General features: G+C 71.8%; 22 protein-coding genes. 10 read left to right on the top strand and 12 right to left on the bottom strand.

Annotated features, from left to right (window positions below; genetic code table 11):
• Positions 1-175: 175 nt before the first annotated feature.
• On the top strand, positions 176-1,711 hold the full coding sequence (gene putP, locus Q4A22_RS02215) for a sodium/proline symporter PutP (RefSeq protein ID WP_303176886.1): 1,536 nt from the start codon (positions 176-178) through the stop codon (positions 1,709-1,711).
• Positions 1,712-1,807: 96 nt separating this feature from the next.
• Here the strand turns inward: putP and hrpB are convergent, their stop codons facing one another.
• Both hrpB and Q4A22_RS02205 read right to left on the bottom strand, forming a co-directional pair.
• On the bottom strand, positions 1,808-4,441 hold the full coding sequence (gene hrpB, locus Q4A22_RS02210) for an ATP-dependent helicase HrpB (protein ID WP_303176885.1): 2,634 nt from the start codon (positions 4,439-4,441) through the stop codon (positions 1,808-1,810).
• Between the two features lie 33 nt (positions 4,442-4,474).
• Complete coding sequence (locus Q4A22_RS02205; protein WP_303176884.1) at positions 4,475-5,236, bottom strand: sulfite exporter TauE/SafE family protein; 762 nt, start codon at positions 5,234-5,236, stop codon at positions 4,475-4,477.
• A gap of 461 nt (positions 5,237-5,697) precedes the next feature.
• Between Q4A22_RS02205 and Q4A22_RS02200 the strand changes: the two genes are divergently transcribed.
• The 8 genes from Q4A22_RS02200 (at position 5,698) to Q4A22_RS02165 (ending at position 13,511) form a co-directional block, all read left to right on the top strand.
• Complete coding sequence (locus Q4A22_RS02200; RefSeq protein ID WP_303176883.1) at positions 5,698-6,660, top strand: ABC transporter substrate-binding protein; 963 nt, start codon at positions 5,698-5,700, stop codon at positions 6,658-6,660.
• A gap of 7 nt (positions 6,661-6,667) precedes the next feature.
• The gene (locus Q4A22_RS02195) at positions 6,668-7,726 is read left to right on the top strand and encodes an iron chelate uptake ABC transporter family permease subunit (protein ID WP_303176882.1); all 1,059 of its coding nucleotides are present in this window, start codon (positions 6,668-6,670) and stop codon (positions 7,724-7,726) included.
• Between the two features lie 4 nt (positions 7,727-7,730).
• Positions 7,731-8,789 (top strand): iron chelate uptake ABC transporter family permease subunit, encoded by a 1,059-nt coding sequence (locus Q4A22_RS02190; RefSeq protein WP_303176881.1) that lies wholly within the window; start codon positions 7,731-7,733, stop codon positions 8,787-8,789.
• Positions 8,786-9,568 carry an ABC transporter ATP-binding protein gene (locus Q4A22_RS02185; protein ID WP_303176880.1) on the top strand — a complete coding sequence of 261 codons (783 nt, stop codon included), beginning with the start codon at positions 8,786-8,788 and terminating at the stop codon, positions 9,566-9,568. Before Q4A22_RS02190 ends, Q4A22_RS02185 begins: the two co-directional genes overlap by 4 nt.
• A gap of 22 nt (positions 9,569-9,590) precedes the next feature.
• Complete coding sequence (locus Q4A22_RS02180) at positions 9,591-10,547, top strand: 1,4-dihydroxy-2-naphthoyl-CoA synthase (RefSeq protein WP_303176879.1); 957 nt, start codon at positions 9,591-9,593, stop codon at positions 10,545-10,547.
• A gap of 8 nt (positions 10,548-10,555) precedes the next feature.
• Complete coding sequence (locus Q4A22_RS02175) at positions 10,556-11,911, top strand: AMP-binding protein (RefSeq protein WP_303176878.1); 1,356 nt, start codon at positions 10,556-10,558, stop codon at positions 11,909-11,911.
• Positions 11,912-12,028: 117 nt separating this feature from the next.
• A complete protein-coding gene (locus Q4A22_RS02170; RefSeq protein WP_303176877.1) occupies positions 12,029-12,541 on the top strand; it encodes a 2'-5' RNA ligase family protein in 513 nt (170 codons plus the stop codon).
• An 85-nt stretch (positions 12,542-12,626) separates the two neighbouring features.
• On the top strand, positions 12,627-13,511 hold the full coding sequence (locus Q4A22_RS02165; protein ID WP_303176876.1) for a 1,4-dihydroxy-2-naphthoate polyprenyltransferase: 885 nt from the start codon (positions 12,627-12,629) through the stop codon (positions 13,509-13,511).
• A gap of 24 nt (positions 13,512-13,535) precedes the next feature.
• Here the strand turns inward: Q4A22_RS02165 and Q4A22_RS02160 are convergent, their stop codons facing one another.
• Entirely contained in the window at positions 13,536-13,814 is a 279-nt protein-coding gene (locus Q4A22_RS02160) for a DUF4229 domain-containing protein (RefSeq protein WP_303176875.1), read from the bottom strand.
• Between the two features lie 95 nt (positions 13,815-13,909).
• Between Q4A22_RS02160 and Q4A22_RS02155 the strand changes: the two genes are divergently transcribed.
• Positions 13,910-14,335 (top strand): PLDc N-terminal domain-containing protein, encoded by a 426-nt coding sequence (locus Q4A22_RS02155; RefSeq protein ID WP_303176874.1) that lies wholly within the window; start codon positions 13,910-13,912, stop codon positions 14,333-14,335.
• A gap of 87 nt (positions 14,336-14,422) precedes the next feature.
• On the opposite strand, the gene ccsB is transcribed toward Q4A22_RS02155, so the two are convergent.
• The 9 genes from ccsB to gdhA all read right to left on the bottom strand — a co-directional run bounded on the left by ccsB (position 14,423) and on the right by gdhA (position 22,476).
• Entirely contained in the window at positions 14,423-15,577 is a 1,155-nt protein-coding gene (gene ccsB / locus Q4A22_RS02150) for a c-type cytochrome biogenesis protein CcsB (RefSeq protein WP_303176873.1), read from the bottom strand.
• Between the two features lie 4 nt (positions 15,578-15,581).
• Complete coding sequence (locus Q4A22_RS02145; RefSeq protein ID WP_303176872.1) at positions 15,582-17,261, bottom strand: cytochrome c biogenesis protein ResB; 1,680 nt, start codon at positions 17,259-17,261, stop codon at positions 15,582-15,584.
• Positions 17,258-18,016 (bottom strand): cytochrome c biogenesis CcdA family protein, encoded by a 759-nt coding sequence (locus Q4A22_RS02140; RefSeq protein ID WP_303176871.1) that lies wholly within the window; start codon positions 18,014-18,016, stop codon positions 17,258-17,260. Before Q4A22_RS02140 ends, Q4A22_RS02145 begins: the two co-directional genes overlap by 4 nt.
• Positions 18,013-18,642, bottom strand: a complete 630-nt coding sequence (locus tag Q4A22_RS02135; protein ID WP_303176870.1) for a TlpA disulfide reductase family protein — start codon at positions 18,640-18,642, stop codon at positions 18,013-18,015. The genes Q4A22_RS02140 and Q4A22_RS02135 overlap by 4 nt, the downstream gene beginning before the upstream one ends.
• Before the next feature lie 51 nt (positions 18,643-18,693).
• Positions 18,694-19,365 (bottom strand): histidine phosphatase family protein, encoded by a 672-nt coding sequence (locus Q4A22_RS02130; protein ID WP_303176869.1) that lies wholly within the window; start codon positions 19,363-19,365, stop codon positions 18,694-18,696.
• A 137-nt stretch (positions 19,366-19,502) separates the two neighbouring features.
• Positions 19,503-19,880, bottom strand: a complete 378-nt coding sequence (locus Q4A22_RS02125) for a glutaredoxin family protein (protein WP_303176868.1) — start codon at positions 19,878-19,880, stop codon at positions 19,503-19,505.
• A 68-nt stretch (positions 19,881-19,948) separates the two neighbouring features.
• The gene (locus tag Q4A22_RS02120; RefSeq protein ID WP_005504750.1) at positions 19,949-20,047 is read right to left on the bottom strand and encodes an AURKAIP1/COX24 domain-containing protein; all 99 of its coding nucleotides are present in this window, start codon (positions 20,045-20,047) and stop codon (positions 19,949-19,951) included.
• A gap of 161 nt (positions 20,048-20,208) precedes the next feature.
• Positions 20,209-21,048: a FadR/GntR family transcriptional regulator gene (locus Q4A22_RS02115; RefSeq protein WP_303176867.1), complete on the bottom strand. Its 840-nt coding sequence runs from the start codon at positions 21,046-21,048 to the stop codon at positions 20,209-20,211.
• An 87-nt stretch (positions 21,049-21,135) separates the two neighbouring features.
• Positions 21,136-22,476, bottom strand: a complete 1,341-nt coding sequence (gene gdhA / locus Q4A22_RS02110; protein ID WP_303176866.1) for an NADP-specific glutamate dehydrogenase — start codon at positions 22,474-22,476, stop codon at positions 21,136-21,138.
• Between the last annotated feature and the right edge of the window lie 4 nt (positions 22,477-22,480).

Genomic DNA, 22,480 nt, shown 5'->3' with positions numbered 1-22,480 from the left:
GTCTTCTGCCGAGAGCCGTGCCGCGCCGGGAGTCGCCGGATGACGCCTGCGTACGGTGGGGAGCGCGCCACGGGGTACGCTTGTGAGCCTGCTCACGCCACCAACCCGGTGGCCCGTGGCTCCAGCCGTTTCCCGTGGGCGCAGCCCACGCACCCCCGCACCGGAAGGCACGCGCATGTCCGATCAGGCGTACCAGCTCATCGCGATCCTGGCGTACTTCGTCGCCATGATCTGCATCGGCCTGTGGGCCAACAGCAAGACCAAGGACCTCGACGACTACATGCTGGGCGGGCGCAACCTCAAGCCCGGTGTGGCGGCCCTGTCCGCCGGGGCGTCGGACATGTCCGGGTGGCTGCTCATGGGCCTGCCCGGCGCGGTGTACCTCTCCGGTCTGGTGGAGGCGTGGCTCGCCATCGGGCTGACCATCGGCGCGTGGGTGAACTGGAAGATCGTGGCGCCGCGGCTGCGGGCGTACACCGAGGTCTCCCACAACTCCATCACCATCCCCTCCTTCCTGGACAACCGCCTCAAGGGCAACACCCGCATCCTGCGCGTGATCTCCGGGGTGATCATCCTGGTGTTCTTCACGTTCTACGTGTCCTCAGGCATGGTGGCCGGCGGGGTGTTCTTCCAGTCCTCGTTCGGCACGAGCTACCAGGTGGGCATGCTGCTGGTGGCCGGGGTGACCGTGCTCTACACGTTCTTCGGCGGCTTCCTGGGTGCCTCCTACACGGACCTGTTCCAGGGCCTGCTGATGCTCGCCGCGCTGCTGATGGTGCCGATCGTGGGGATCTTCCTGGTGGGCGGCCCCGGTGAGATGGTGACCCGCATCGAGAACGTGAACCCGAACGCGCTGTCCCTGTTCGCCGGGGGCACCGCCGTGGGCATCATCTCGTCCCTCGCGTGGGGTCTGGGCTACTTCGGCCAGCCCCACATCATCGTGCGCTTCATGGCCATGCGGACCCCGGCGGACGCGAAGGCGGGGCGGCGGATCGGGATCGGCTGGATGGTCCTCACGGTGCTCGGGGCGATCGGCACGGCCCTGGTGGGTCTGGCGTACTACGGCAACCGTCCCGGCGAGGAGCCCACGGACCCGGAGGCCATCTTCCTGGACATGTCCCAGGTGCTGTTCCACCCGCTGATCGCCGGGCTCGTGCTGGCGGCAGTGCTGGCGGCCATCATGTCCACCATCTCCTCCCAGCTGATCGTCTCCTCCTCCGCACTGGTGGAGGACCTCTACAACCTGGCCGCCAGGCGCACCCCCTCCCCCAGGACCCAGGTGTGGCTGGGGCGCGGTGGCGTGCTGCTCGTGGCGGTGGTGGCCGCGGCGCTGGCGTGGGAGCAGAACTCCACCATCCTGGACCTGGTGGGCTTCGCCTGGGCCGGCTTCGGCGCGGCGTTCGGCCCCGTGGTGCTCATGAGCCTCTTCTGGCGCAAGCTCACCAACGCGGGCGCCATCAGCGCCATGGTGGTGGGTGCGGCCACCGTGTTCCTGTGGCAGTACACCCCGTGGAGCGACCTCTACGAGATCATCCCCGGCTTCATCCTGGGCGGCCTGGTGGGCGTCGTGGTGTCCCTGGCGACCCACCGCGGGAACCCGGAGATCGACCGCGAGTTCGACGAGACCCTGCGCCTCGTCCACCGCCCCGAGGAGGCCGACCCCGCGGCCGCCGCCCACGCAGCCGGTGAGACCCCCGCGGGGACGCTCTGACCCACCCCGTCCCCGGATGTCTCCACGAATGCCCCGCGCCGGGATGTGCGGGGCATTCGCACACCTGGGTCGCTCCTGGTGGCCGGGTGGCGCCGCTCAGCCGTCCCGGCGCAGCGCCCGCGAGGTCTTGGCCGTGGCCACCGCGTTCCACGGGTCCTCGGGCCACGGGTGCTTGGGGTAGCGTCCGCGCATCTCCGCCCGCACCTGGGCGTACGGCCCGGACCAGAAGGATGCGAGGTCCTCCGTGATGGCCAGGGTGGCCTTCCCCGGTGAGAGCAGGTGGAACTGCACGGGCACCCGACCGTCCACCACGCGCGGGGTCTCCGCCCAGCCGAAGCACTCCTGCAGCTTGACCGCCACCACGGGCGGGCGCGCGGGGTCCTCCTCGTCGAATACCTCCGGGTAGTCGATGCGCGCGGTGTTCCCGCTGGGCACCTCCAGGCGCCGCGGGGCGAGCTCCTCCAGGCGCGCGGCCTCGGGCCACGGCAGCAGCCGTCGCAGGGCGTCCGCCACCTTCACGGAGCGCAGCGATCCGCCCCGGGCTACGTCCCGCAGCTCGGTGGCGAGCCACTCGTCCGCGCGGGCGAGCAGGGCGGCGTCGTCCACCGCGGGCCACGGGTCTTTCAGGTGACGACGCAGCAGGGCCAAGCGCGCACGCAGGCCCACCGCGGCGTCGTCCCACGGCAGCAGGTCCAGCCCCTGGGCCGCGAGGGCCGCGCGGATGGCGGGCACGGCCGTCTCCGGGTCCGCCGTGACCGGGGTGGCGGAGAGCTCGATGGCACCCACCGCGCGCACCGAGCGGGTGACCACGCGGCCGTTCGTGAAGTGCGCCCGCGTCTCCTCGCGCGCGAGCGGGCCCGCCACCAGCTGGGCCGTCTCCCGGTCCAGGGGCGCGGCGGCGCGGATCACCGCGCCCGTTCCCGCCGCGACCCTCCCGCCCGCGCGGCCCAGCTCGGCCACGGCCAGCCACTCGTGGTGGCGCAGCGGACTGCCCGCCTCCAGCCCGGCGCGCGTTCCGGAGGCCAGGAGCCACTGGTCCCCGCGCTCGCCCACGCGCCGGGCCACCCACTCCGGCCGCGCCAGGCCCACGACGACGCCCTCCCGCAGCACAGCGGGCACGCTCACCTCCGGCGCAGTGCCGTTTCCCCGCCCCGGGGTGTTCTCCACGGAGACGCCGTCGGCACGTGCGGGATCCGCCGCCATCCGCTCGAGGCGCTGCACGTCGCGGCGCCAGCGCGCGGAGCCGTCCCCGCCGCTGGAGCGCAGCCCCCGCACGAGGGCGGGAACGTCCGCCGAGGGTGCGCGGGCGCCGTCGGACACCGCCGCGACGACCTCCGCGGCAGCGCGGGAACCCACCAGATCAGCCCCCTCCAGGAGGGCACGGCCCCACCGCGGCTCCACGGGCAGGGTGACCAGCAGACGCCCGAGGTCCGTGGCGCGGCCGTCCCCGGTCACGGCACCGATGCGGCCCAGCTCCGCCTCCGCGTCCGCGCGGGCCCGGGCGGCCAGGGGGTCCGGCAGGGGCAGCCCCTCACCACCGGGGGCACCCCACACGGCGAGCGCGAGACATGCAGAGGTGAGGTCCGCGGTGCGCACCTCGGGGACGGTGTGGGCGGGCATGGCACCCCAGGCGGCGTCGTCGTAGCAGCGCACCACCGTGCCGGGCCCCTGGCGGGCGGCGCGGCCGGCGCGCTGCTCCGCGGAGGCCTTGGAGGCGGAGACCGTGACGAGCCCGGAGATGCCGCGCCCGGCGTCCCGGCGGGGCTGACGCGCCAGGCCCGAGTCCACCACCAGGCGCACGCCGGAGACGGTGAGGGAGGACTCCGCGAGCGAGGTGCTCACCACGATCCGCGGCCGCTCACCCGGTGCGCGGCCCGCCACGGCGCGGTCCTGCTCCGCCGGGGTCAGCTGACCGTGCAGCTCCAGGACCTCGGCCGTGGTCAGCGACCGCAGCTCAGACGCCACCCGGGAGACCTCCCGCGCTCCCGGCAGGAACACGAGCGCGTCCACGGAGGGGTCCCCGGTGAGCGCGCGCTCGTGGGCGGCCGCCGTGGCCCGGGCCACGTGGGAGAGGAACGCCGGGGTGACGCCGCGCTCGTCCAGGCGCTGCGGACCGGGCGCCCACTCCACCGCCAGCGGGTGCAGCGCGGACGGGCAGTCCACCACCGGGACGGGCTCCCCGCCGCCGAGCAGCTCCGCGAAGCGGGGCGCGTCCACCGTGGCGGACATCGCCACCACGGTGAGGTCCTCACGCAGCTGCCGCAGCTCGGCGAGCATTCCCACCAGCAGGTCCGACTCCACGCCGCGCTCGTGCACCTCGTCCAGCACCACCGCGGCGGTTCCCGCGAGCTCCGGGTCCCGCAGCAGGCGGCGCAGCATGATGCCCGGGGTCACGAACTCCACCCGGGTGGCCCTTGAGGTCTTCTGCTCTCCCCGCACGCTCCAGCCGACGACGCCGCCCGGTTCCGTCCCCGTGAGCGCCGCCAGTCGCCGAGCGGCCGCCCGGGCGGCGACCCGGCGGGGCTGGACCACGACCACCCTGCGGGCCTCCCCCGCGGCGGTGTCGAGCACCAGGTTGGCGACGACGGGTGGCACCACGGTGGTCTTGCCGGTGCCCGGAGGGGCCTGCACCACGGCGGCCCCGGATCCCAGTGCCTCCCGCAGCGCGGGAACGGAGGCGGCGAAGGGGAGGTCGTGGCCGATGCGGTCCAGGTCGAAGGGGGCGGGCATGGGGTCCAGTATCGCGGAGACAGAGTGCTGCCGTCAGACCAGCAGGTAGAGCGCCCCCAGCACCGTCACCACGATCACGGCGGTTTCGAACACCCGCTGCCGGATCCGCGAGATGGCCCAGCGGCCCGCGAACGCGCCGAGCACCACGCCCGGGACCAGGAGGACGTCCAGCACCAGGGTTTGGAGGCTGATCAGCCCCAAACCCATGGACACCGGGACCTTCAGGAGGTTCATCACGGCGAAGAACCACGCCGCGGTCCCCAGGAACGCGTGCTTGGGGAACCGGGCGGCCAGGAAGTACATGGACATCACCGGCCCACCGGCATTGGCGACCATGGTGGTGAACCCACCCAGGGAGCCGTACCCCACGGCCGCGGTGCGCGAGGCAGGAGGCGGTGCGGCGTCGTCGTCCTCCCGGGAGGCGGCGTCACGGTGGCGCTGCCAGAGCGTGAGCGCCATGAGAAGCAGCAGCATGACGCCGATGACGCGCCGGACCAGGGAGTCCCCCGCGAAGGCCAGGAACACACCGCCCAGGGCGAGCCCCACGAGGACCGCCGGGAGCATGCGGACCAGCGTGGGCCAGTGAGCGTGCTTGCGGTAGGTCCACAGCGCGAACATGTCCCCCACGATCAGCAGGAGCAGCAGCGCGCCCGTGGAGGGTTTCGCGGGCAGCACGGCGGCGAAGATCGCGACGGCCAGGGTGTTGATACCCGGCAGCGCGGTTTTGGAGAAGCCCACCAGGACCGCGGCAAGGCCGAGAGCTGCCCATGCCACGGTGCTCAGATCGGGAAGCATTGCCCTGAGGTCCCTCCCGCTGGTACCGGAACAACCCGCCGCTGCTCCCCGAGCAATCTAGTCCCCAACCCGGCAGGCTCCCGCGCGATCCAACTGGTGCGCTGTGAAGTGGAGCAAATGCACGCGAGCTGCCCGAAATCTGCAGTAACGGAGCAAACGCAGCAGGGGTAGGGGGCATCACCGGGAGCAGAAGGGGCGAAGGGTGCCGCTAGGGCGCGTCGGCGGGAAGGGCGGGCATCGGCGGGCGTCGAGGACGAGGCTGGGCGGCGACGTCGGGGGGGGGCATCGTCGAGGGCGCGAGTGGCGCGCGGGATTACGTCATGTTTGTGTGAGGTATTTACCCGGGGGTGCCCCACTGGCTACTCTGCTCAGGTTAGCCTTACCAAAGTAGAGCTGAGTCCTCCCGTGCACCCCACCGTCCCGTCACGGGGCTGGAACACACCCACCGAAAGGCCCCATTCGTGAAGCGTTTCGCCCTTCCCGCCGCCGTCGTTGCCGGCGCCCTCATGCTCACCGGCTGCTCCGCGGACCAGCAGAGCTCGAAGGAGTCCTCCCCGTCCGCCACGGACACCGCAGTGACCCTGGAGCACCCCTCCGAGAAGGGTCTGAGCATCTCCTTCGACAAGAAGCCCGAGAAGCTCGTCATGGACTGCTACGCCTACAGCTCCCTGGAGGGCTACGGGCTCAAGCCGGACGCGCTGTTCGGGTACGACTGCGACAACCCATCCGTGATGGGGGACCTGGACATCAGCGGCATCCAGCGCATCGGCAAGGACGGTGAGATCGACATGGAGAAGCTCGCCGAGATCAAGCCGGACGCCGTGATCGGGCAGGGTTCGGAGAAGGGCTGGAGCTGGTTCGACGACGACGTCAACGCGCAGCTGAAGAAGGTCTCCACCTTCGTACCCCTTGCCTCAGGGGACTCCGTGGACCAGGAGATCAAGGAAACCCGTGAACTCGCCGAGTTCTTCGGCGGGGACGTGGACACCGAGCAGATCGCTCAGGACGACAAGGACTACGAGCAGGCCAAGAAGGACTTCGCGGCGGCCGCCAAGGACAAGAACCTCAACTACATGCTCACCAGCCCCACCAAGGAGACCCTCTACACGGCGGTGGGCTTCCCGCAGGCGGACCTCCTCGAGGACAACGGCGCCACGATCGTGGGCGCCGAGCCCCCCGCCAAGGGCAACCCCTGGGGCGCGGTGGCCTGGGAGAAGGCCTCCGAGTACCCCGCGGACGTGATCCTCATGGAGAACTACTCCAAGGACACCCCGTTCAGCACGGAGATGTGGGACGGGCTGCCCGCCGTGAAGGCGGACCAGTTGGGGGCGTGGAGCTCCAAGGGCGCCATGACCGCACGCCACTACGCGGACTGGCTCGAGGACGTCACCGACCTGACCAAGTCCGCCAAGAAGGTCTCCTGACCCCCTGATGTCCACCACCGTCACCGCTCCCGGGGCGCCCCACCGGGCCAGGACACCGTCCCGTTCCACGGGCGCACCTCGGCGCTGGCTCGGCCTGGTGCCCCTGGCTGTGCTGTGCGCGACCGCTCTCGTGCTCAGCATGGCCGTGGGGGCCCGGCCAGTGCCGCCCGCGGAACTGTGGCACTTCCTCACGGCGCCCGCCCCGGAGGACCCCCTCTCGCAGGTGGTCTGGCAGTCCCGCGTGCCCCGCACCCTGCTGGTGCTGCTCACCGGAGCCGCCCTGGGCGTGGCCGGCGGGCTCATGCAGGCCGTGACCCGCAACCCGCTGGCGGACCCCGGGATCCTGGGCGTCAACGCCGGGGCGTCCCTGGCCGTGGTGGTGGGCATCGCGTTCTTCGGGGTCTCCCGGATCTCCCACTACATGTGGTGGTCCCTGGCGGGGGCCGTGGTGACGTCCGTGGTGGTGTTCCTGATCGGCAACACCGGACCCGTGCGGGCAAGCCCCGTGCGCACGACCCTGGCCGGGGTGGCACTCGGGGCGGTGCTCGCAGGGTTCTCCTCGGCGGTGCTGCTCACCCACTCGGAGGTGCTCGAGCGGATGCGCGGCTGGTCCGCGGGCACCACGGCGTCCCAGTCCCTCGCAGGCGCCCTGGCCATCGCCCCGTTCGTGGTGCTGGGGCTGTGCATTGCCCTGGCCAGCTCCCGCCCCCTGGACGTGCTCTCCCTCGGAGAGGCGTCCGCGGTGGCCATGGGCGCCCGCCCGCACCGCATCCGGGTGGTGGCACTGACCGCCATCGCCTTGCTGGCCGGGGGTGCCACGGCAGCCACGGGACCCATCGGGTTCATCGGCCTCATGGCCCCGCACCTCGCGCGACTCGTGGTGGGCCCGCACCAGGGGTGGATCATGGCCTACTCGGTGCTGCTGGCCCCCACGGTCCTGGGGTTCGCCGACGTCCTCGGCCGGGTGGCCGTCCCGGGCGAGATGCCCGTGGGGATCGTCACCGCCTTCATCGGCGCTCCCCTGCTCATCCACATGGTTCGGCGCTCCCGCGTCTCGGAGGTGTGAGACCGTGACCACCCAGGAGCTCGACCCCGGACGCCGGGTGCTGCGCGTGGGGCCCGCCGCTCGCCCCCTGCTGCGCGTGGACGCCCGTTCGGTGCTCGTGTGCGCGGTGCTGTGCACGGGTGTGGTGGCCCTGTGCCTCTACGCCGTTACCACCGGCTCCGCCCGGATCGGCCTGGGGGACGTCGTGCAGGCCCTGCTCGGCCGCGGCGACCCGTACACCACCATGGTGGTGGTGGAGTGGCGCACCCCCCGGGTCCTCATGGCCGTCCTGCTCGGAGCCGGACTGGCGGTCAGCGGTGCCATCTTCCAGAACCTCACCGACAACCCCCTGGGCTCACCGGACGTGATCGGCTTCCAGACAGGGTCCTTCACCGGCGCTCTGATCGTGATGCTCGTTCTGGGCGGCAGCTCCACCGACGTGATGCTCGCGGCGCTCGCGGGCGGTCTGCTCACCGCGTTCACCGTCTTCTTCCTGTCCGTCAAGCGGGGCGCCGTGCGCGGGGTGCGGCTGATCATCGTGGGGATCGGGGTCAGCGCCGTGCTCGCATCCTTCAACACGTGGCTGCAGCTGACCGCCACCGTGGAGGACGCCGTCATGGCGGGACTGTGGGGAGCGGGGAACCTCTCGGCCATCACCTGGCCCACGTTCCTGCTCGCACTCGTGGCCTCCGCCGTTCTGCTCCTCGGCGCGCTGCTGCTGGCCCGGCCCCTGAAGCTGCTGCGCATCGGGACGCCCTTCGCCACGGCGCTGGGTCAACGGGTGCGCACGGTGCAGGTGTGCGCGGTGGTGGTGGGGGTGGGTCTCACCGCTGTGGCCACCGCCACCGTGGGCCCCGTGTCCTTCATCGCGCTGGCCGCTCCGCAGATCGCCCGCCGGCTCGTTCCCAGCGACGGTCTGGGACTGGGAACCAGCGCCGCGGTGGGCTCCTTCCTGCTGCTGCTCGCGGACGTTGTGGCCCAGCGCATCCACCCGGAGTCCCCGCTGCCGGTGGGGATCGTGACCGTGTGCCTGGGAGGCGTGTACTTCCTGTGGCTTCTGCTGAGAGAGGGACGTACCCGATGAACCGACTGCGCGTGGCGGAGGCCGCCCTCGGCTACCAGGACCACGTGGTGTGCCGCAGCGTGTCCCTGGAGATCCCGGACGGGCTGTTCACGGTGGTCGTGGGGCCCAACGCGTGCGGCAAGTCCACCCTGCTCAAGAGCCTCGCCCGGCTGCTGGCCCCTGCCAGGGGCAGCGTGCTGCTGGACGGCGAGGCCCTGCACCGGCTTCCCACCAAGCACGTGGCGCGCCACGTGGGGCTGCTCCCCCAGGGGCCGGTGGCCCCGGACGGCATCCGCGTGGTCGACCTGGTGTCTCGTGGCCGCTACCCCCATCAGAAGCTGTTCAGCCCGTGGTCCCCGGAGGACGAGGAGGCGGTGCGTGAAGCCATGGCAGCCACGGGCACGCTGCAGCTGTCGGGGCGGATGGTGGACGAGCTCTCCGGCGGGCAGCGCCAGCGCGTGTGGATGGCGGTGGCCCTGGCGCAGGGGACCCCCATCCTGCTCCTGGACGAGCCCACCACGTACCTGGACCTCAGCCACCAGATCGAGCTGCTGGAGCTGTGCCGCGAGCTCAACCGGGGCCAGGGCACCACCCTGGTGGCCGTGCTCCACGACCTCAACCAGGCCGCCCGCTACGCGGATCACATGGTGGCCATGCACGACGGGGACGTGGTGGCCACCGGCACCCCGCGCGAGGTGCTCACCGAGAAGCTGCTCCGGTCGGTCTTCGGGCTGAGCGCGCGGGTGGTCACGGACCCCGAGTCCGGCAGCCCCATGGTGGTCCCCACGTGGGGGCACTGAGCGGGGTCCTACAGTGGTACCCATGACCAACGCGCAGCTTCCCGACCGAGTCTCCGAGATCTTCGACCCCCAGCAGTGGCGGCCCGTGGAAGGCTTCACGGACCTCCAGGACATCACCTACCACCGCGGGGTGGAGCGGGACGCGGAGAACGCCGTGGTGAGGGACCTGCCGTGGGTGCGCATCGCGTTCGACCGCCCGGAGGTGCGCAACGCCTTCCGTCCCGCCACCGTGGACGAGCTGTACCGCACCCTGGACCACGCGCGGATGTCCTCGGACGTGGGTGCGGTGATCCTCACGGGCAACGGGCCCTCCGCCAAGGACGGCGGCTGGGCGTTCTGCTCGGGCGGGGACCAGCGCATCCGTGGCCGGGACGGCTACCACTACGCCGAGGGGGAGACCGCGGACTCCATCGACCCGGCCCGCGCCGGACGCCTGCACATCCTGGAGGTCCAGCGCCTGATCCGCACCATGCCCAAGGTGGTGCTCGCCGCGGTCTCCGGGTGGGCCGCCGGCGGCGGGCACTCCCTGCACGTGGTCTGCGATCTCACCATCGCCTCCGCGGAGCACGGGAAGTTCAAGCAGACGGACGCCACCGTGGGCTCGTTCGACGCCGGCTACGGCTCCGCGCTGCTCGCCCGTCAGGTGGGTCAGAAGTTCGCGCGGGAGATCTTCTTCCTCGCGGAGGAGTATTCCGCGGAGGACATGCACCGCATGGGCGCGGTGAACCGGGTGGTTCCCCACGCCGAGCTGGAGACCACGGCCGTGGAGTGGGCCCGCAAGATCACCTCCCAGTCCCCGCAGGCCGTGCGCATGCTCAAGTACGCCTTCAACCTCCCGGACGACGGCATGGTGGGGCAGCAGGTCTTCGCCGGCGAGGCCACCCGCATGGGATACATGACGGACGAGGCCGTGGAGGGCCGGGACGCCTTCCTGCAGAAGCGGGACCCGGACTGGTCCGCGTTCCCCTACTACTTCTGAGCCGCCGCGTGAGCACCCCCTCCGATCCCGACCGCTCCCCCGCATCCCACAAGGACGACGACGCCGCGGCCCGTCCCGCGCCACCCCTCACCACCGCACCGGGCGGGGACACCCTCCCCGGCCACCCGCTCCCGGCGCCCCTGAAGGCGGAGCTGCCGGGCGACGTCGTGCTCCTGGACGGACCCGTCGCCGGTGGTCCCGCGGCGCTGCTCCCTCGGCTGCGCGCGGCGCTGTCCCGGCCGGGGCCCGCGGTGGTCGTGGCCACGTCCGGCTCCACGGGTCGCCCCAAGAAGACGGTCCTGACCACGGAGGCGCTCACCGCCTCGGGCCGGGCCACCGAGCGCGCCACGGCAGGTCCCGGCCAGTGGCTGCTGTGCCTGCCCGCCCACTACGTGGCGGGGGTGCAGGTGCTGGCGCGGTCGGTGCTCGCCGGCACCGAGCCCGTGGTGATGACGGCAGAGCACTTCACCCCGGAGGCCTTCGCGGACGCCGCCGAGCGCATGAGCCACCCGGTGCGCCACGTCTCCGTGGTCCCCACGCAGCTGCAGCGGATCCTGGACCCGCACGACGGCCTCCCGGACCCCCGCGCGGTGGCCGCGCTCGCGCGCTTCGACTCCGTGCTGGTGGGCGGCTCTGCGCTGTCACCGGACCTCGCCGCGCGCGCCGCGGACGCGGGGGTGCGGGTGGTCCGCACCTACGGGATGTCCGAGACCTGCGGGGGCTGCGTGTACGGCGGCACCCCCCTGGACACCGTGACCGTGCGCGTGCTGCCCGACGAGGGCACGGGTGGCTGCGCCGAAGGCCGGATCTGGCTGGGCGGGGACGTGGTGGCCGCGGGCTACCTGGACGATCCCGCGCAGACCGCCTCCCACTTCCGGGTGGTGGACGGCCGGCGCTGGTACCGCACCGACGACCTCGGCCGCCTGGCCGAGGACGGCACCCTCACGGTCGCGGGCCGCACGGACGACGTGATCAACACCGGGGGCGTGAAGGTCTCCGCGGGGATGGTGACCTCCGTGCTGCTGGCGGACGAGCGGGTCCGGCAGGCGCTCGTGGTCGCGGTGCCCCACCCGGAGTGGGGCCACACGGTGGCCGCGGTGCTGTCCGTCCGGTCCGCGCCGGGCACAGGCCCCGCGGGTCCGGAGGATCTGGACCGGGAGGCCCTGGAGCGGGAACTCGCCGGAGCCGTCCGCGACCGCCTGGGTGCGCCCGCCGTCCCCAAGCTGTGGCGTCACGTCTCTGCCCTCCCCCAGCTGGCCACGGGCAAGCCGGACCGCAGGGCGGCCGCCGCACTGTTCACCGCGCTTCCCGGCACCGCACCCGGCGCCGTCTCCACCCCGTCATCCACCATGCCGCCCGCCTAGCCCCCTTACTGCCCACCGCGTCCTCCGCCCAGCGGATCGTCGTGTCCGCCCTGCCGTCCATCCCGCCGTCTCCACCGCCCGGGGACGACGCCGCCCGCCGACCCTCCCGGAGGATCCGTGCCCGCCCACTCCCTGGACCTGGTGCTCACCCCCGAGCACGACCGGTGGATCCGCGACCGCTGGGACGCCCTGCACGCCGCCGGGCTGCCCAGCCTGGCGGGCCACCGGGGATCCTCCAACGCGCCGCACCTGACCGTCGTGGCCGCCGCGAACCTCCCCGAACCCGCGCTGGACCGTGCCCGCGAGCTGTTCACCGGCATCCTGCCGTGCGAGCTGCCGGTCACGGGCCTCACGGTCCTGGGGTCGGGGCCGTTCGTGCTGGCCGACTCCCTCGCGGTGCCCTCCGCCCTGCTCTCGGCCGTCGAGGAGCTTGGGGCCCTGTGCGCACAGGACTCCCGCCCCCGGCGCCCGTGGGTGCCCCACGTGACCCTGGCCAAGCGCCTGGACGCCGCCGGGGTGGCCCGCGCGCTGGAGGTGCTGGGCGACGTCGCCCCGCCCGCCGCGCTGCGGCTCACCGCCCTGCGGCGCTGGGACCCGGACCGGCGGGAGACCACTGTGGAGGTGGGCTGAGCGGGGTCGGGCCGTGGTGTGTGCGGGTGCACAGCGCATGAAAGAATGAGGCGAATCCACCGTCCACTCCACGAAAGGTCGCACCGTGGCCACACCAGCTCAGTGGGTCGAGGGAGCGCGCCTGCGCACGCTGCCCATGGCCGCCGCACCCGTGATCGCCGGGACGGCCGCCGCGCAGGCGATGCACGCGGCCCACGCGCTGCCCGCAGTGCTCGCGCTGCTGGTGGCCCTGTTCCTGCAGATCGGCGTGAACTACGCCAACGACTACTCGGACGGCGTGCGCGGCACGGACGACCAGCGCGTGGGGCCCCTCCGGCTGACCGGCTCCGGTGCCGCCGCGCCGCGCGAGGTGAAGACCGCCGCGTTCGCGTGCTTCGGGATCGCGGCCGTGTCCGGGGCCGCGCTGGTGGCGCTCTCCCACCAGTGGTGGCTGGGCCTGGTGGGGATCCTCGCCATCGCGGCCGCGTGGGGATACACCGGTGGGAAGAAGCCGTACGGGTACATGGGCCTGGGGGACGTGTTCGTCTTCGTGTTCTTCGGACTCGTGGCCACCCTGGGCACCACCATCACCCAGGCGGGGCGGCTGAACGCCGGCGCCTGGATCATGGCGTTCTCCACGGGACTGTTCGCGTGCGCGCTGCTCATGGCCAACAACGTGCGGGACATCCCCGGTGACCGGGAGGTGGGCAAGAAGACCCTGGCGGTCCGGCTCGGCGATCCCAGGGCCCGCCTCACCTTCAGCGCCGAGATGTTCGTGGGGATGCTCCTGCCGCTGCTGCTGGTCCCCCACAACCCGTGGGTGCTGCTGGTCTACGCCATGAGCCCCACGGCGTTCGCCGCCGCCGCCACGGTGCTGCGCGCCACCGACCGCCGCGAGCTGATCCCCGTGCTGAAGCAGTGCGGGTTCGTCAGCCTGGGCGTTACCGTGCTCTACGCGGTGGCCGTGGCGGTCTACCAGTACGTGGGCTGACCCGCCCCCGGGCCGCCCGCGGGCTCAGATGTCCTTGCGGGCCTCGGAGTCCGTGTACGAGTCCTCGATCTCCTGGTCCTCCAGCGCCACGCGGTTCGCGGGCTTGGGGGTGCGGGAGATGAAGCGGTGGAAGTCCTGCCCCGCGGCGTAGTGCAGCCTGGGGAAGAAGATGTAGCAGATGGCGAACGCCGCGATCACGGCGGCGATCCCGGAGAACACGAGCCCCAGGCCCACCAGCATGAACAGCAGGAACAGCACCACCAGGATGCCCAGGCGCAGCAGGGAATACTTCACGAAGTTCACGGCCCCAGTCTAGGCGCCGGGGCTGGGCGTCCGCCGGGCACCCGCCGCCCGCCACGACCGGCGGCGCTCCGTGAGCCTCCCCTAGGATGATCCGCATGGGCAGAGCGATCATGATCATCGGTGCCGGAGCGCTCGCTGTGGGCGTCGTCATCTACGCACTCATCGAGTGCGCGCAGTCGCAGCGGTACGCGGTGCGCGCGCTGCCCAAGGGCGCCTGGCTGCTCGTCATCCTCCTGCTCCCCGTGGTCGGGGCCCTGCTGTGGCTCTTCTTCGGCCGCCCCCGCAACGACGCCGCCCGCGAGCCGGAGCGCGGCCGTGGCCCGGACGACGACCCGCAATTCCTGCGCAACCTGGAGCAGCGCCGCCGGCAGCAGGAGCGGGAGCGCACGCTGCAGGAGTGGGAGAACGAGCTCAAGCGCACCGGACGCGCCCCGGGAGCCCGCTCGGAGGCCGACGAGCCCCTGGACCCCTCGGATCCCCGCAACGACGAACCCGGCCCGGACACCGGCACCCAGAAGTAGAGCCGGCATGCGCGACGCCCGCCTCCCCGAACGGGAGGCGGGCGTCGTCGGGTGCGGTGCGCGGCGCGGCGCGGCGCGGTCAGCCGCTCACAGACCCGAGTAGGAGTGCAGACCCGGGAACAGCGTGTTGACCACGGCAAAGTTGAAGACCACGCACATGTAGCCTGCGATCGAGAGCCACGCGGAACGGTTGCCGTTCCAGCCGCGGGTCACGCGGGCGTGCATGTAGGCGGCGTACACGGTCCACACCACGAAGGTCCAGACCTCCTTGGTGTCCCAGCCCCAGAAGCGGCCCCAGGCCTGGTCCGCCCAGATGGCACCGGCGGCCAGGGTGAAGGTCCAGAACACGAAGCCCACCGAGTTCAGGCGGAACGCGAAGTTCTCGAGGGTCACGGAGGTGGGGACGGCGCGCAGGAAGCCCATCCGGGACTCCTCACCCGCGGCGAGCTTCTTCTCCCGGCGGGACTGCAGCAGCTGCAGGACGGCCATGGCGAAGGTGATGGTGAAGACCCCGGAGGCCGCCACGGCGATGGACACGTGGATGAGCAGCCAGTAGGACTGCAGGGCGGGCTGCAGCGGGGACACCGGGGTGGGGAACGCGATGGTGGCCAGGCACAGCATGATGAGCACCAGGCCGGAGACCATGGGGCCCACGAAGCGCAGGTCCTTGAAGACCAGGGTGACCAGGTAGACACCCGCCACCACGAGCGCACCCGTGCTGCAGAACTCGTACATGTTGGCCCACGGCACACGGTCCGCGGCGATGCCGCGGGAGACCACGGCGAAGGCGTGCAGCAGGAACGCGATGACCATGAGGGTCACGGCCACACGGGCCGCGGGGCGGCGGCTGTTGCGCCGGTAGTTCAGGGCCTCGAACTCGCCCGCACCCCTGGTGGTGTTGTCCGCGGAGGTGCGGAACTCGCCGGGGACGGCGTCGGCGGGGGCACTGCCGCGGCCGGCGGCGGTGGCCCCCTGGGAGGAAACCGGAGCCGCCGGGACGGAGGACGCGGTGGCGGAGCCCGAGGTGCGCGCCGCCGCGGCACCCGCTCCCACCAGTTCCCTGTCCGAGTCCTTCCGGGTGGCCTCGCGCTGCGCACGCGCCCGCTCGGCCTGGCCCAGGGTCTTGGAGTGCGAGGCCATGTCCCACACGAACGCCACGAACACCACCAGGTAGGTCATGGCGGCCAGGAGCATGAACCACTCGCTCCAGTTGCCCAAGGTCACATTGATTTCGCTGCCCATTGCCTCACGCCTCATCCGACGAATTCAGGTGGTACTCCCGCACACCGCGGTCCTCCCACAACGACGTCCACAGACCGGTCAGTTTCTCCGCCTCCGCGCCCAGGCGGTGGTCCTCGCCACGCGCCAGCAGTCCGTACTCCAGAACAGTACACCGGACCCCGTGGGCGTCCTCGGCCTCCACGGCCCGCACCCACGCCCGGCGCCGGGCGATGAAAAGGCTCATGATCAGCCCGGCGAACGCCACCAGGAAGGAGACGAACGCGGGGATCCGACCGGGGTCGCTGTGGATGTCCAGACCCACGTAGCGCTTCACGTCCAGGAACTCCACGCTGCCCTTGCCGCCCGGCAGCTGCGCCGTGCGGTGCTGACCGTCGAGCACCAGGGGACCCGCCGCGGAGGTCATGGAGTTGAGCTCGGTGAGGTGCTGGGTGTCCAGCACGTACACGTTCTGCGGAGTGCCGTCGTCCAGTCCCAGGTTCCCGGAGAACGCGGAGAGCACCAGCGCGGGGTTGTTCAGACCGGGGTCCGCGGACTTGGGCACCTGCCCGTCCTGGGACACTGCCGTGGGCAGGAGCATGCCCACGAAGCCCAGCTGGTCCGGACTCGCGTCCGGGACCTTGAGGGTCAGCGAGGACGTGTAGACGGAGTCCGAGGGCACCGTGACCACGGGGCCCTCGTAGGCCACCTTGCCGTTGCCGTCCTTCACGCGGATCACGGGGGCGTAGCCGTTGCCCACCAGGTACACCTTGGTGCCGTCCACGTTCAGGGGCTTGTTCACCGCCAGGTGCACGTCCTGGGGGTCCGCCCCCGGGGAGTCCCGCACGGTGAGGTCCGCGTTGAAGTCCGTGGGCTGGCCGTAGTGCTCCGGGTCCGAGGTGTCACGGTTGAACGTGGCCTGGAAGGACTTCAGCTGCACCGAGAACGGGTTGAGCCAGTCGGCGTTGAAGTTGGTGCCCGGGGTGAAGGAGTCGTAGTCCACCAGGGTGTTCACGAAGGACTCCCCCTCCACCACCACCTTCTGGCCCTTGTACCCGAACAGGGAGCCCACGGCCACGGAGATCAGCACCGCCAGCAGGGCCACGTGGAAGAGGATGTTGCCCACTTCCTTCAGCATCCCGCGCTCGGCGGCCACGGAGGGCTGCGGGGTGTCCAGGTCCTGGACCTGCACCCGGTAGCCGCGCTTCTTCAGCGCGGCGGCCGCCTGCTGGACGGCCTCCGCGGGAGTGGGCCCCGCGGCGCCGTCGCGCCCGCCCAGCATGACCTTGCGGTACTGGGGCAGGCGGGAGATCCGCTGGGGCGTGCGCGGCGGCTTGGAGCGCCACGCCCGGTAGTGCTGGAAGGCACGCGGGATCACGCAGCCCACGAGCGAGACGAACAGCAGGATGTAGATCGCCGAGAACCAGTAGGAGGAGTAGACGTCGAAGAGCTGCAGCCGGTCCAGCCAGGGGCCCATGGCGGGGTTGGCCTTGATGTAGCTGGTCACGGCGTCCGGGTCCTGCACGCGCTGCGGGAAGAGCGAGCCGGGAACCGCGGCGATCGCGAGCAGCAGCAGCAGCACGAGCGCCGTGGACATCTTGGTCAGCTGCCGCCACGCCCAGCGCAGCATGCCCACGGGCCCGAGGGCCGGGACCTCCACGTCGGAGCGCTGTGACGCCCGCTTGCGCGGTGTGCGCGCCTTGGTCATATCGGCATCACCCAATCGGTAACGAATTCGGACTGGATCCAGGACACTAGCGCGGACCACACACCGGTGGCCATGGCCAGGCCGATGAGCACGAGCACCGCGCCGCCCACCCGCTGCAGCGAGAGGCGGTGGCGGCGGAAGAAGGACATGGCACCCACGCCCCGGCGCAGCGCCAGGGCGATGAGGATGAACGGGACGCCCAGCCCCAGGCAGTAGGCGACCGTGAGCAGCGCGGCCCTGCCGGTGGAGGCCCCGTCCACGTAGGCGAGCGCCTGCACGGCGGCGAACGTGGGACCGATGCACGGCGCCCAGCCCAGCCCGAAGGTCATCCCGAGCACCGGAGCCCCCCACAGCCCGGGGGGTGGCCGGCGCTCGATCTTGCGGTCCCGCTGGAACCACGAGAACCCGCCCAGGAACACCACGCCCATGAGCACCACGAGAAGCCCGAGCACCACGGTGATCCACCGCTGGCCCAGGAACCACGCGAAGGCGCCCAGCTGGGCGAGCACCACGGACATCACCACGAACACCAGGGAGAAGCCCAGGACGAACAGCAGCACACCCCAGAAGATCCGCCCCCGCTTCTGCTCCCGCAGGTCCGCGCCGGTCAGCCCGGTGATGTAGCCCAGGTAGCCGGGGACCAGGGGGAGCACGCACGGGGACGCGAAGGAGACGAAACCCGCGAGCAGCGCCACGGGAAGTGCGGCAATCAGGGAGCCGTCGAGGATGACCTCGGCGAAGGGATTGCCGTTCATGCGGACTCGGCCACCGTGTCCTTGATGAGGGCGTCCAGGGTGGACTTGTCCGCCTTGCCGAGCACGCGCGCGGCCACCCGGCCCTGGGAGTCCAGCACCAGGGTGGTGGGCACGGCCTGCGGGGGGACGTAGTCGCTGAGGGCCAGCAGCACGGCGCCGTCGAGGTCCGTGGCGGAGGGGTAGTCGATGGAGAAGTTGCGCTCGAACGCCTCCGCGGTGGCCTCCTGGTCCCGCAGGTTCACCCCCATGAACTGGACCTTGGAACCGTACTCCTGGTGCAGGGCCTTGAGGTCCGGGGCCTCGGCACGGCAGGGCGCGCACCCCGCGTACCAGAAGTTCAGCACCGCGGGCTTGCCGCGCAGACTCTGGGCGCTGACGGTGCTGCCGTCGTACATGGCGGCGTCGAAGGACACCGGGGCCTTGCGCTGGTCCGGTGCGTACTCGCTCACGGAGCCGTCACCGGCCACGTACCCCTTGTCCCCGCCTGCGTTGGCCTGCTGGGCCAGGTTGTCGCTGCCCGAGGAGCAGCCCGTGAGCGCGAGACCCAGTGCCGCCACCACGGCGACCACGCCCGTGCGCACGCGGGTGCGGGCGGCGGACCGGGAGGAGCGGGACAGTGGTTTCACGGGGGCAGCACCTGAGACGTCGTGGGCGGGGTGAGTGGAGCGGGACATCGATTATGAGCCGGGAAGCTGGTTGACACCTGGGTAGAGGTGCGCCGCCGGCTCCCGGTAGGACACCTCGGGAACCTCCGCCGCGGCGACGTCCCGGAATGTGAAGGACGTCAGGGACGCGAGGTTGCACTGCCGCCGCCGCGGGTCGTGCGGCAGGGGGCGGCCCTCGGCCGAGAGCCGGGTGAGCCAGATGGGCAGCTGGTGGGACACGGCCACGGCCTGGGCACCGTCGCCCCCGATGCGCGCGGCCTCGCGCGCGAGCTCCCGCACGGCCGCCACCATGCGCTCCACCTGCCGCTCGTACGGTTCTCCCCAGGACGGGCGCAGCGGGTTGAGCATGTACGGCCAGTGCTTCGGCCTGGCGAGCTCCCGCCCGGTGACGTGCAGGCCCTCGAAGTGGTTGGCCGGCTCGATCAGCCGCTCGTCGGTGCGGACCTCCAGGCCCAGCTCACGGGCCACGGGTGCGGCGGTCTCCCGGGTGCGGGTCAGGGGGGAGGATGCCAGGGCCACGATGCGGTCCCCGCCCTGCACCCGCCGTGCGAGGTCCGCCGCGGCGGCCTCCGCCATGCGGGCGCCCTTCTCGGAGAGGTGGTAGTCCGGCAGGCGGCCGTAGACCACGTGCTCGGGATTGTGGACCTCGCCGTGGCGCAGGAGGTGAACGGTTGCTGAGACCATGACCCCAGTGTCTCAAACCCGGCGGGAGCCCCCAATTCGGGAGGCGCCGGGCCACCCTGCCCGCGCAGGTTCTGCCGCGCCCGGTCGGGGTGCCCCGCCCCACGCCCCGGCTTGTCGGGGTCCGGCGCCCGCCCGGTTCAGTCGAGCACGGAGCGCAACCGGGCGGCGTCGATCCGCCAGCGGTCCCAGGGCGCTCCGTCCACGAAGACCACGGGCACGAACTCCGCGTAGTCCCTGGTGAGCGCGGGGTCCCCGGTGATGTCCCGCTCCCGCATCGCGCTGCCCGTCTCCTGGCAGACCGCCGCGACCACGCCGCGGGCGTCGTCGCACAGGTGGCACCCGGGCTTCGTGAGCAGGGTGACCTCGTGCCGCGGGCGGGGGCGCGTCCAGTCCACGCCGGAGAGCAGCCCGCCCGTGCGGCGGGCCGGTGCGGCACCCGTCATCCCCGGGGCGGCGGCGTCCCGGGCCTGGCCCTGGGGCGCGGCGGAGGCGTGGGGGTCGGTCCGGTGGGTCATGGCGCCCATGCTACGCACACGGCGAAGGCCCCGTTCCCGGGAGGGGAACGGGGCCTTCGGTGCGGCGCCTACTTCTTGTTGCGGCGCTGGTGACGCGTCTTGCGAAGCAGCTTGCGGTGCTTCTTCTTGGACATGCGCTTGCGGCGCTTCTTGATGACCGAACCCATGGGATCCCTCACAGTTCTCTGGACAGTGTGTTTGCTGGGGCCGCGGCTCAGCACCACCCCGCCCCCGGGAATTCAGGGGCAACATCCGATTAACGGCAAACCACGCCCTACCATACCGCCTGACCCCGTTCGGCCCGAAAACGGGGGGCACCGCGGGTGGCTCAGGCGCTGGCCCGGCGCGCGTCCTCCAGCTCGTCCCGTCCTGCTCCCGCAGCCTGGTCCGTCCCAGCGCTCCGCGCGGGCTCCTGCGCACCGTGGGGCGACGACGCCGCGGTGCCGGCTCCCCGGGGCTCGTGCGGGGTGGCGCGGACCCGGTCCGGGTCCACCCCGGCCTCCTCGTACTGGTACTCGATGTGCTCCCGCACGAGGCGGGCGGCCAGCGTGCGGTCCCCGGCCTCCAGAGCGCCCACGATCGCGCGGTGCTCCGCGCGGATGCGACTGGAGGTGCTGCTCCACAGGGGCACGTGGCCCACCAGGGCCATGGTGTACTCGTAGATCGAGTCCCGCAGCGCGGTGAACAGCGCGGTGTCCACGGCGTTGCCACCGGACTTCACCAGGGCGATGTGGAAGCTCACGTAGAGGTCGTGGAAGCGCTTGAGGCCCAGGTCCTCCCGGTCCATCTCCGCCATCACGGCCTGCAGCTCCGCGCGCGGAACCAGGCGCTGCTCCGCCCGCCGCAGGGCCGTGGTCTCCAGCTGCACCCGGGAGTCCACGATGTCCCGCAGCGGGTGCTCGGACGTGGCCATGTGCAGCTGCAGCGCCGGTCCGGCGGAGGCCGCGGGCTCACGCACCAGGATGGGCAGGATGCCGCGGTGCTGCCCCTCGAAGAGCTTCACGATGCCCTGCGCCTCGAGGATCTTCAGGGCCTCGCGCATGGAGTTCCGGGACACGCGAAAGATCGCGGCGAGGTCCTTGTCGGACGGGAGCCGCTGTCCCAGCACCAGGTTTCCGTCGAACAGCTCGTTCTCGAGCCACTGCAGAACCTCTCGATGCGTTGCCATGAACACCACCCTAGACTCGAAGGGTGGCCGAGGCGCACATGTGGCGCTCGGCACACCCTCCGGGTCGAGTCACGGGACCGCGATCCCTCAGATGATTCCCTGCGCCACCATGGCCCGGGCCACCTTGATGAACCCGGAGATGTTCGCCCCGGCCACGTAGTTGCCGGGCATCCCGAACTCGTCCGCGGTGGCCGCGCAGCTCTCGTGGATGCCGCGCATGATCTCCTGCAGCCGGTCCTGGGTGTAGTCGAAACCCCACGAGTCGCGGGAGGCGTTCTGCTGCATCTCCAGCGCGGAGGTGGCCACACCGCCGGCGTTCGCCGCCTTGCCCGGCGCGAACAGCACCTCGGACTCCTGGAACAGGTGCACGGCGTCCGCGGTGCAGGGCATGTTCGCACCCTCGGCCACCGCCACCACGCCGTTCTCCAGCAGGGTCTTGGCCTGGCGTCCGTTGAGCTCGTTCTGGGTGGCGCACGGCAGGGCCACGGAACCGGGGACGTCCCACACGGAGCCGTCCGCCACGAAGCGGGCACTGGCGCCGCGGCGCTCGGCGTACTCGCCGATCCGGCCGCGCTCCACCTCCTTGATCTGCTTGAGCAGCTCCAGGTCGATGCCGTCGGTGTCCACCACGTAGCCGCTGGAGTCCGAGGCGGTCAGCGCCCTGGCGCCCAGCGACTGGGCGCGCTCGATCGCGTAGATCGCCACGTTGCCGGAGCCGGAGACGACCACGTCCCGGCCCTCGAAGTCCAGGCCCCTGGTCCTGAGCATCTCCTCCGCGAACATCACCGCGCCGTAGCCGGTGGCCTCGGTGCGCACCAGGGACCCGCCCCAGGACAGGCCCTTGCCGGTGAGCACACCGGACTCGTAGCGGTTGGTGATGCGCTTGTACTGGCCGAACAGGTAGCCGATCTCGCGCCCGCCCACGCCGATATCACCGGCGGGAACGTCCGTGTACTCCCCGATGTGGCGGTACAGCTCGGTCATGAAGGACTGGCAGAACCGCATGATCTCCGCGTCGCTGCGCCCGCTGGGATCGAAGTCCGATCCACCCTTGCCGCCGCCGATCGGCATGCCGGTCAGGGCGTTCTTGAAGATCTGCTCGAAGCCCAGGAACTTCACGATCCCCAGGTACACCGAGGGGTGGAAGCGCAGACCGCCCTTGTAGGGCCCGAGCGCGGAGTTGAACTCCACCCGGAAGCCGCGGTTGATGTGCACCGTGCCGTGGTCGTCCGTCCAGGGGACCCGGAAGATGATCTGACGCTCCGGCTCGCAGATGCGCTCCACGATCGCGGAGTCCAGCAGCTCCGGGTAGCGGGCCACCACGGGGCCCAGCGACTCGAAGACCTCGTCCACGGCCTGGTGGAACTCGGACTCCCCCGGGTTCCGTGCCGTGACTGCCTGCCGGATGGGGATCAGTTTCTCGTGCATGTCT

The sequence above is a fragment of the Kocuria sp. genome, assembly GCF_030530945.1.
In the GTDB taxonomy this organism is placed as follows: Bacteria; Actinomycetota; Actinomycetes; order Actinomycetales; family Micrococcaceae; genus Kocuria.
The sequence above is the reverse complement of the archived record's forward strand: the minus strand, read 5'-3'. Positions and strand labels throughout refer to the sequence as shown.

Excerpts from the sequence above, each read along its gene's own strand:
- putP (WP_303176886.1), top strand. The coding sequence starts at position 176 with ATGTCCGATCAGGCGTACCAGCTCATCGCGATCCTGGCGTACTTCGTC.
- hrpB (WP_303176885.1), bottom strand. The coding sequence starts at position 4,441 with ATGCCCGCCCCCTTCGACCTGGACCGCATCGGCCACGACCTCCCCTTC.
- Q4A22_RS02205 (WP_303176884.1), bottom strand. The coding sequence starts at position 5,236 with ATGCTTCCCGATCTGAGCACCGTGGCATGGGCAGCTCTCGGCCTTGCC.
- Q4A22_RS02195 (WP_303176882.1), top strand. The coding sequence starts at position 6,668 with ATGTCCACCACCGTCACCGCTCCCGGGGCGCCCCACCGGGCCAGGACA.
- Q4A22_RS02185 (WP_303176880.1), top strand. The coding sequence starts at position 8,786 with ATGAACCGACTGCGCGTGGCGGAGGCCGCCCTCGGCTACCAGGACCAC.
- Q4A22_RS02180 (WP_303176879.1), top strand. The coding sequence starts at position 9,591 with ATGACCAACGCGCAGCTTCCCGACCGAGTCTCCGAGATCTTCGACCCC.
- Q4A22_RS02155 (WP_303176874.1), top strand. The coding sequence starts at position 13,910 with ATGGGCAGAGCGATCATGATCATCGGTGCCGGAGCGCTCGCTGTGGGC.
- ccsB (WP_303176873.1), bottom strand. The coding sequence starts at position 15,577 with ATGGGCAGCGAAATCAATGTGACCTTGGGCAACTGGAGCGAGTGGTTC.
- Q4A22_RS02145 (WP_303176872.1), bottom strand. The coding sequence starts at position 17,261 with ATGACCAAGGCGCGCACACCGCGCAAGCGGGCGTCACAGCGCTCCGAC.
- Q4A22_RS02140 (WP_303176871.1), bottom strand. The coding sequence starts at position 18,016 with ATGAACGGCAATCCCTTCGCCGAGGTCATCCTCGACGGCTCCCTGATT.
- Q4A22_RS02130 (WP_303176869.1), bottom strand. The coding sequence starts at position 19,365 with ATGGTCTCAGCAACCGTTCACCTCCTGCGCCACGGCGAGGTCCACAAT.
- Q4A22_RS02125 (WP_303176868.1), bottom strand. The coding sequence starts at position 19,880 with ATGACCCACCGGACCGACCCCCACGCCTCCGCCGCGCCCCAGGGCCAG.
- Q4A22_RS02120 (WP_005504750.1), bottom strand. The coding sequence starts at position 20,047 with ATGGGTTCGGTCATCAAGAAGCGCCGCAAGCGCATGTCCAAGAAGAAG.
- Q4A22_RS02115 (WP_303176867.1), bottom strand. The coding sequence starts at position 21,048 with ATGGCAACGCATCGAGAGGTTCTGCAGTGGCTCGAGAACGAGCTGTTC.
- gdhA (WP_303176866.1), bottom strand. The coding sequence starts at position 22,476 with ATGCACGAGAAACTGATCCCCATCCGGCAGGCAGTCACGGCACGGAAC.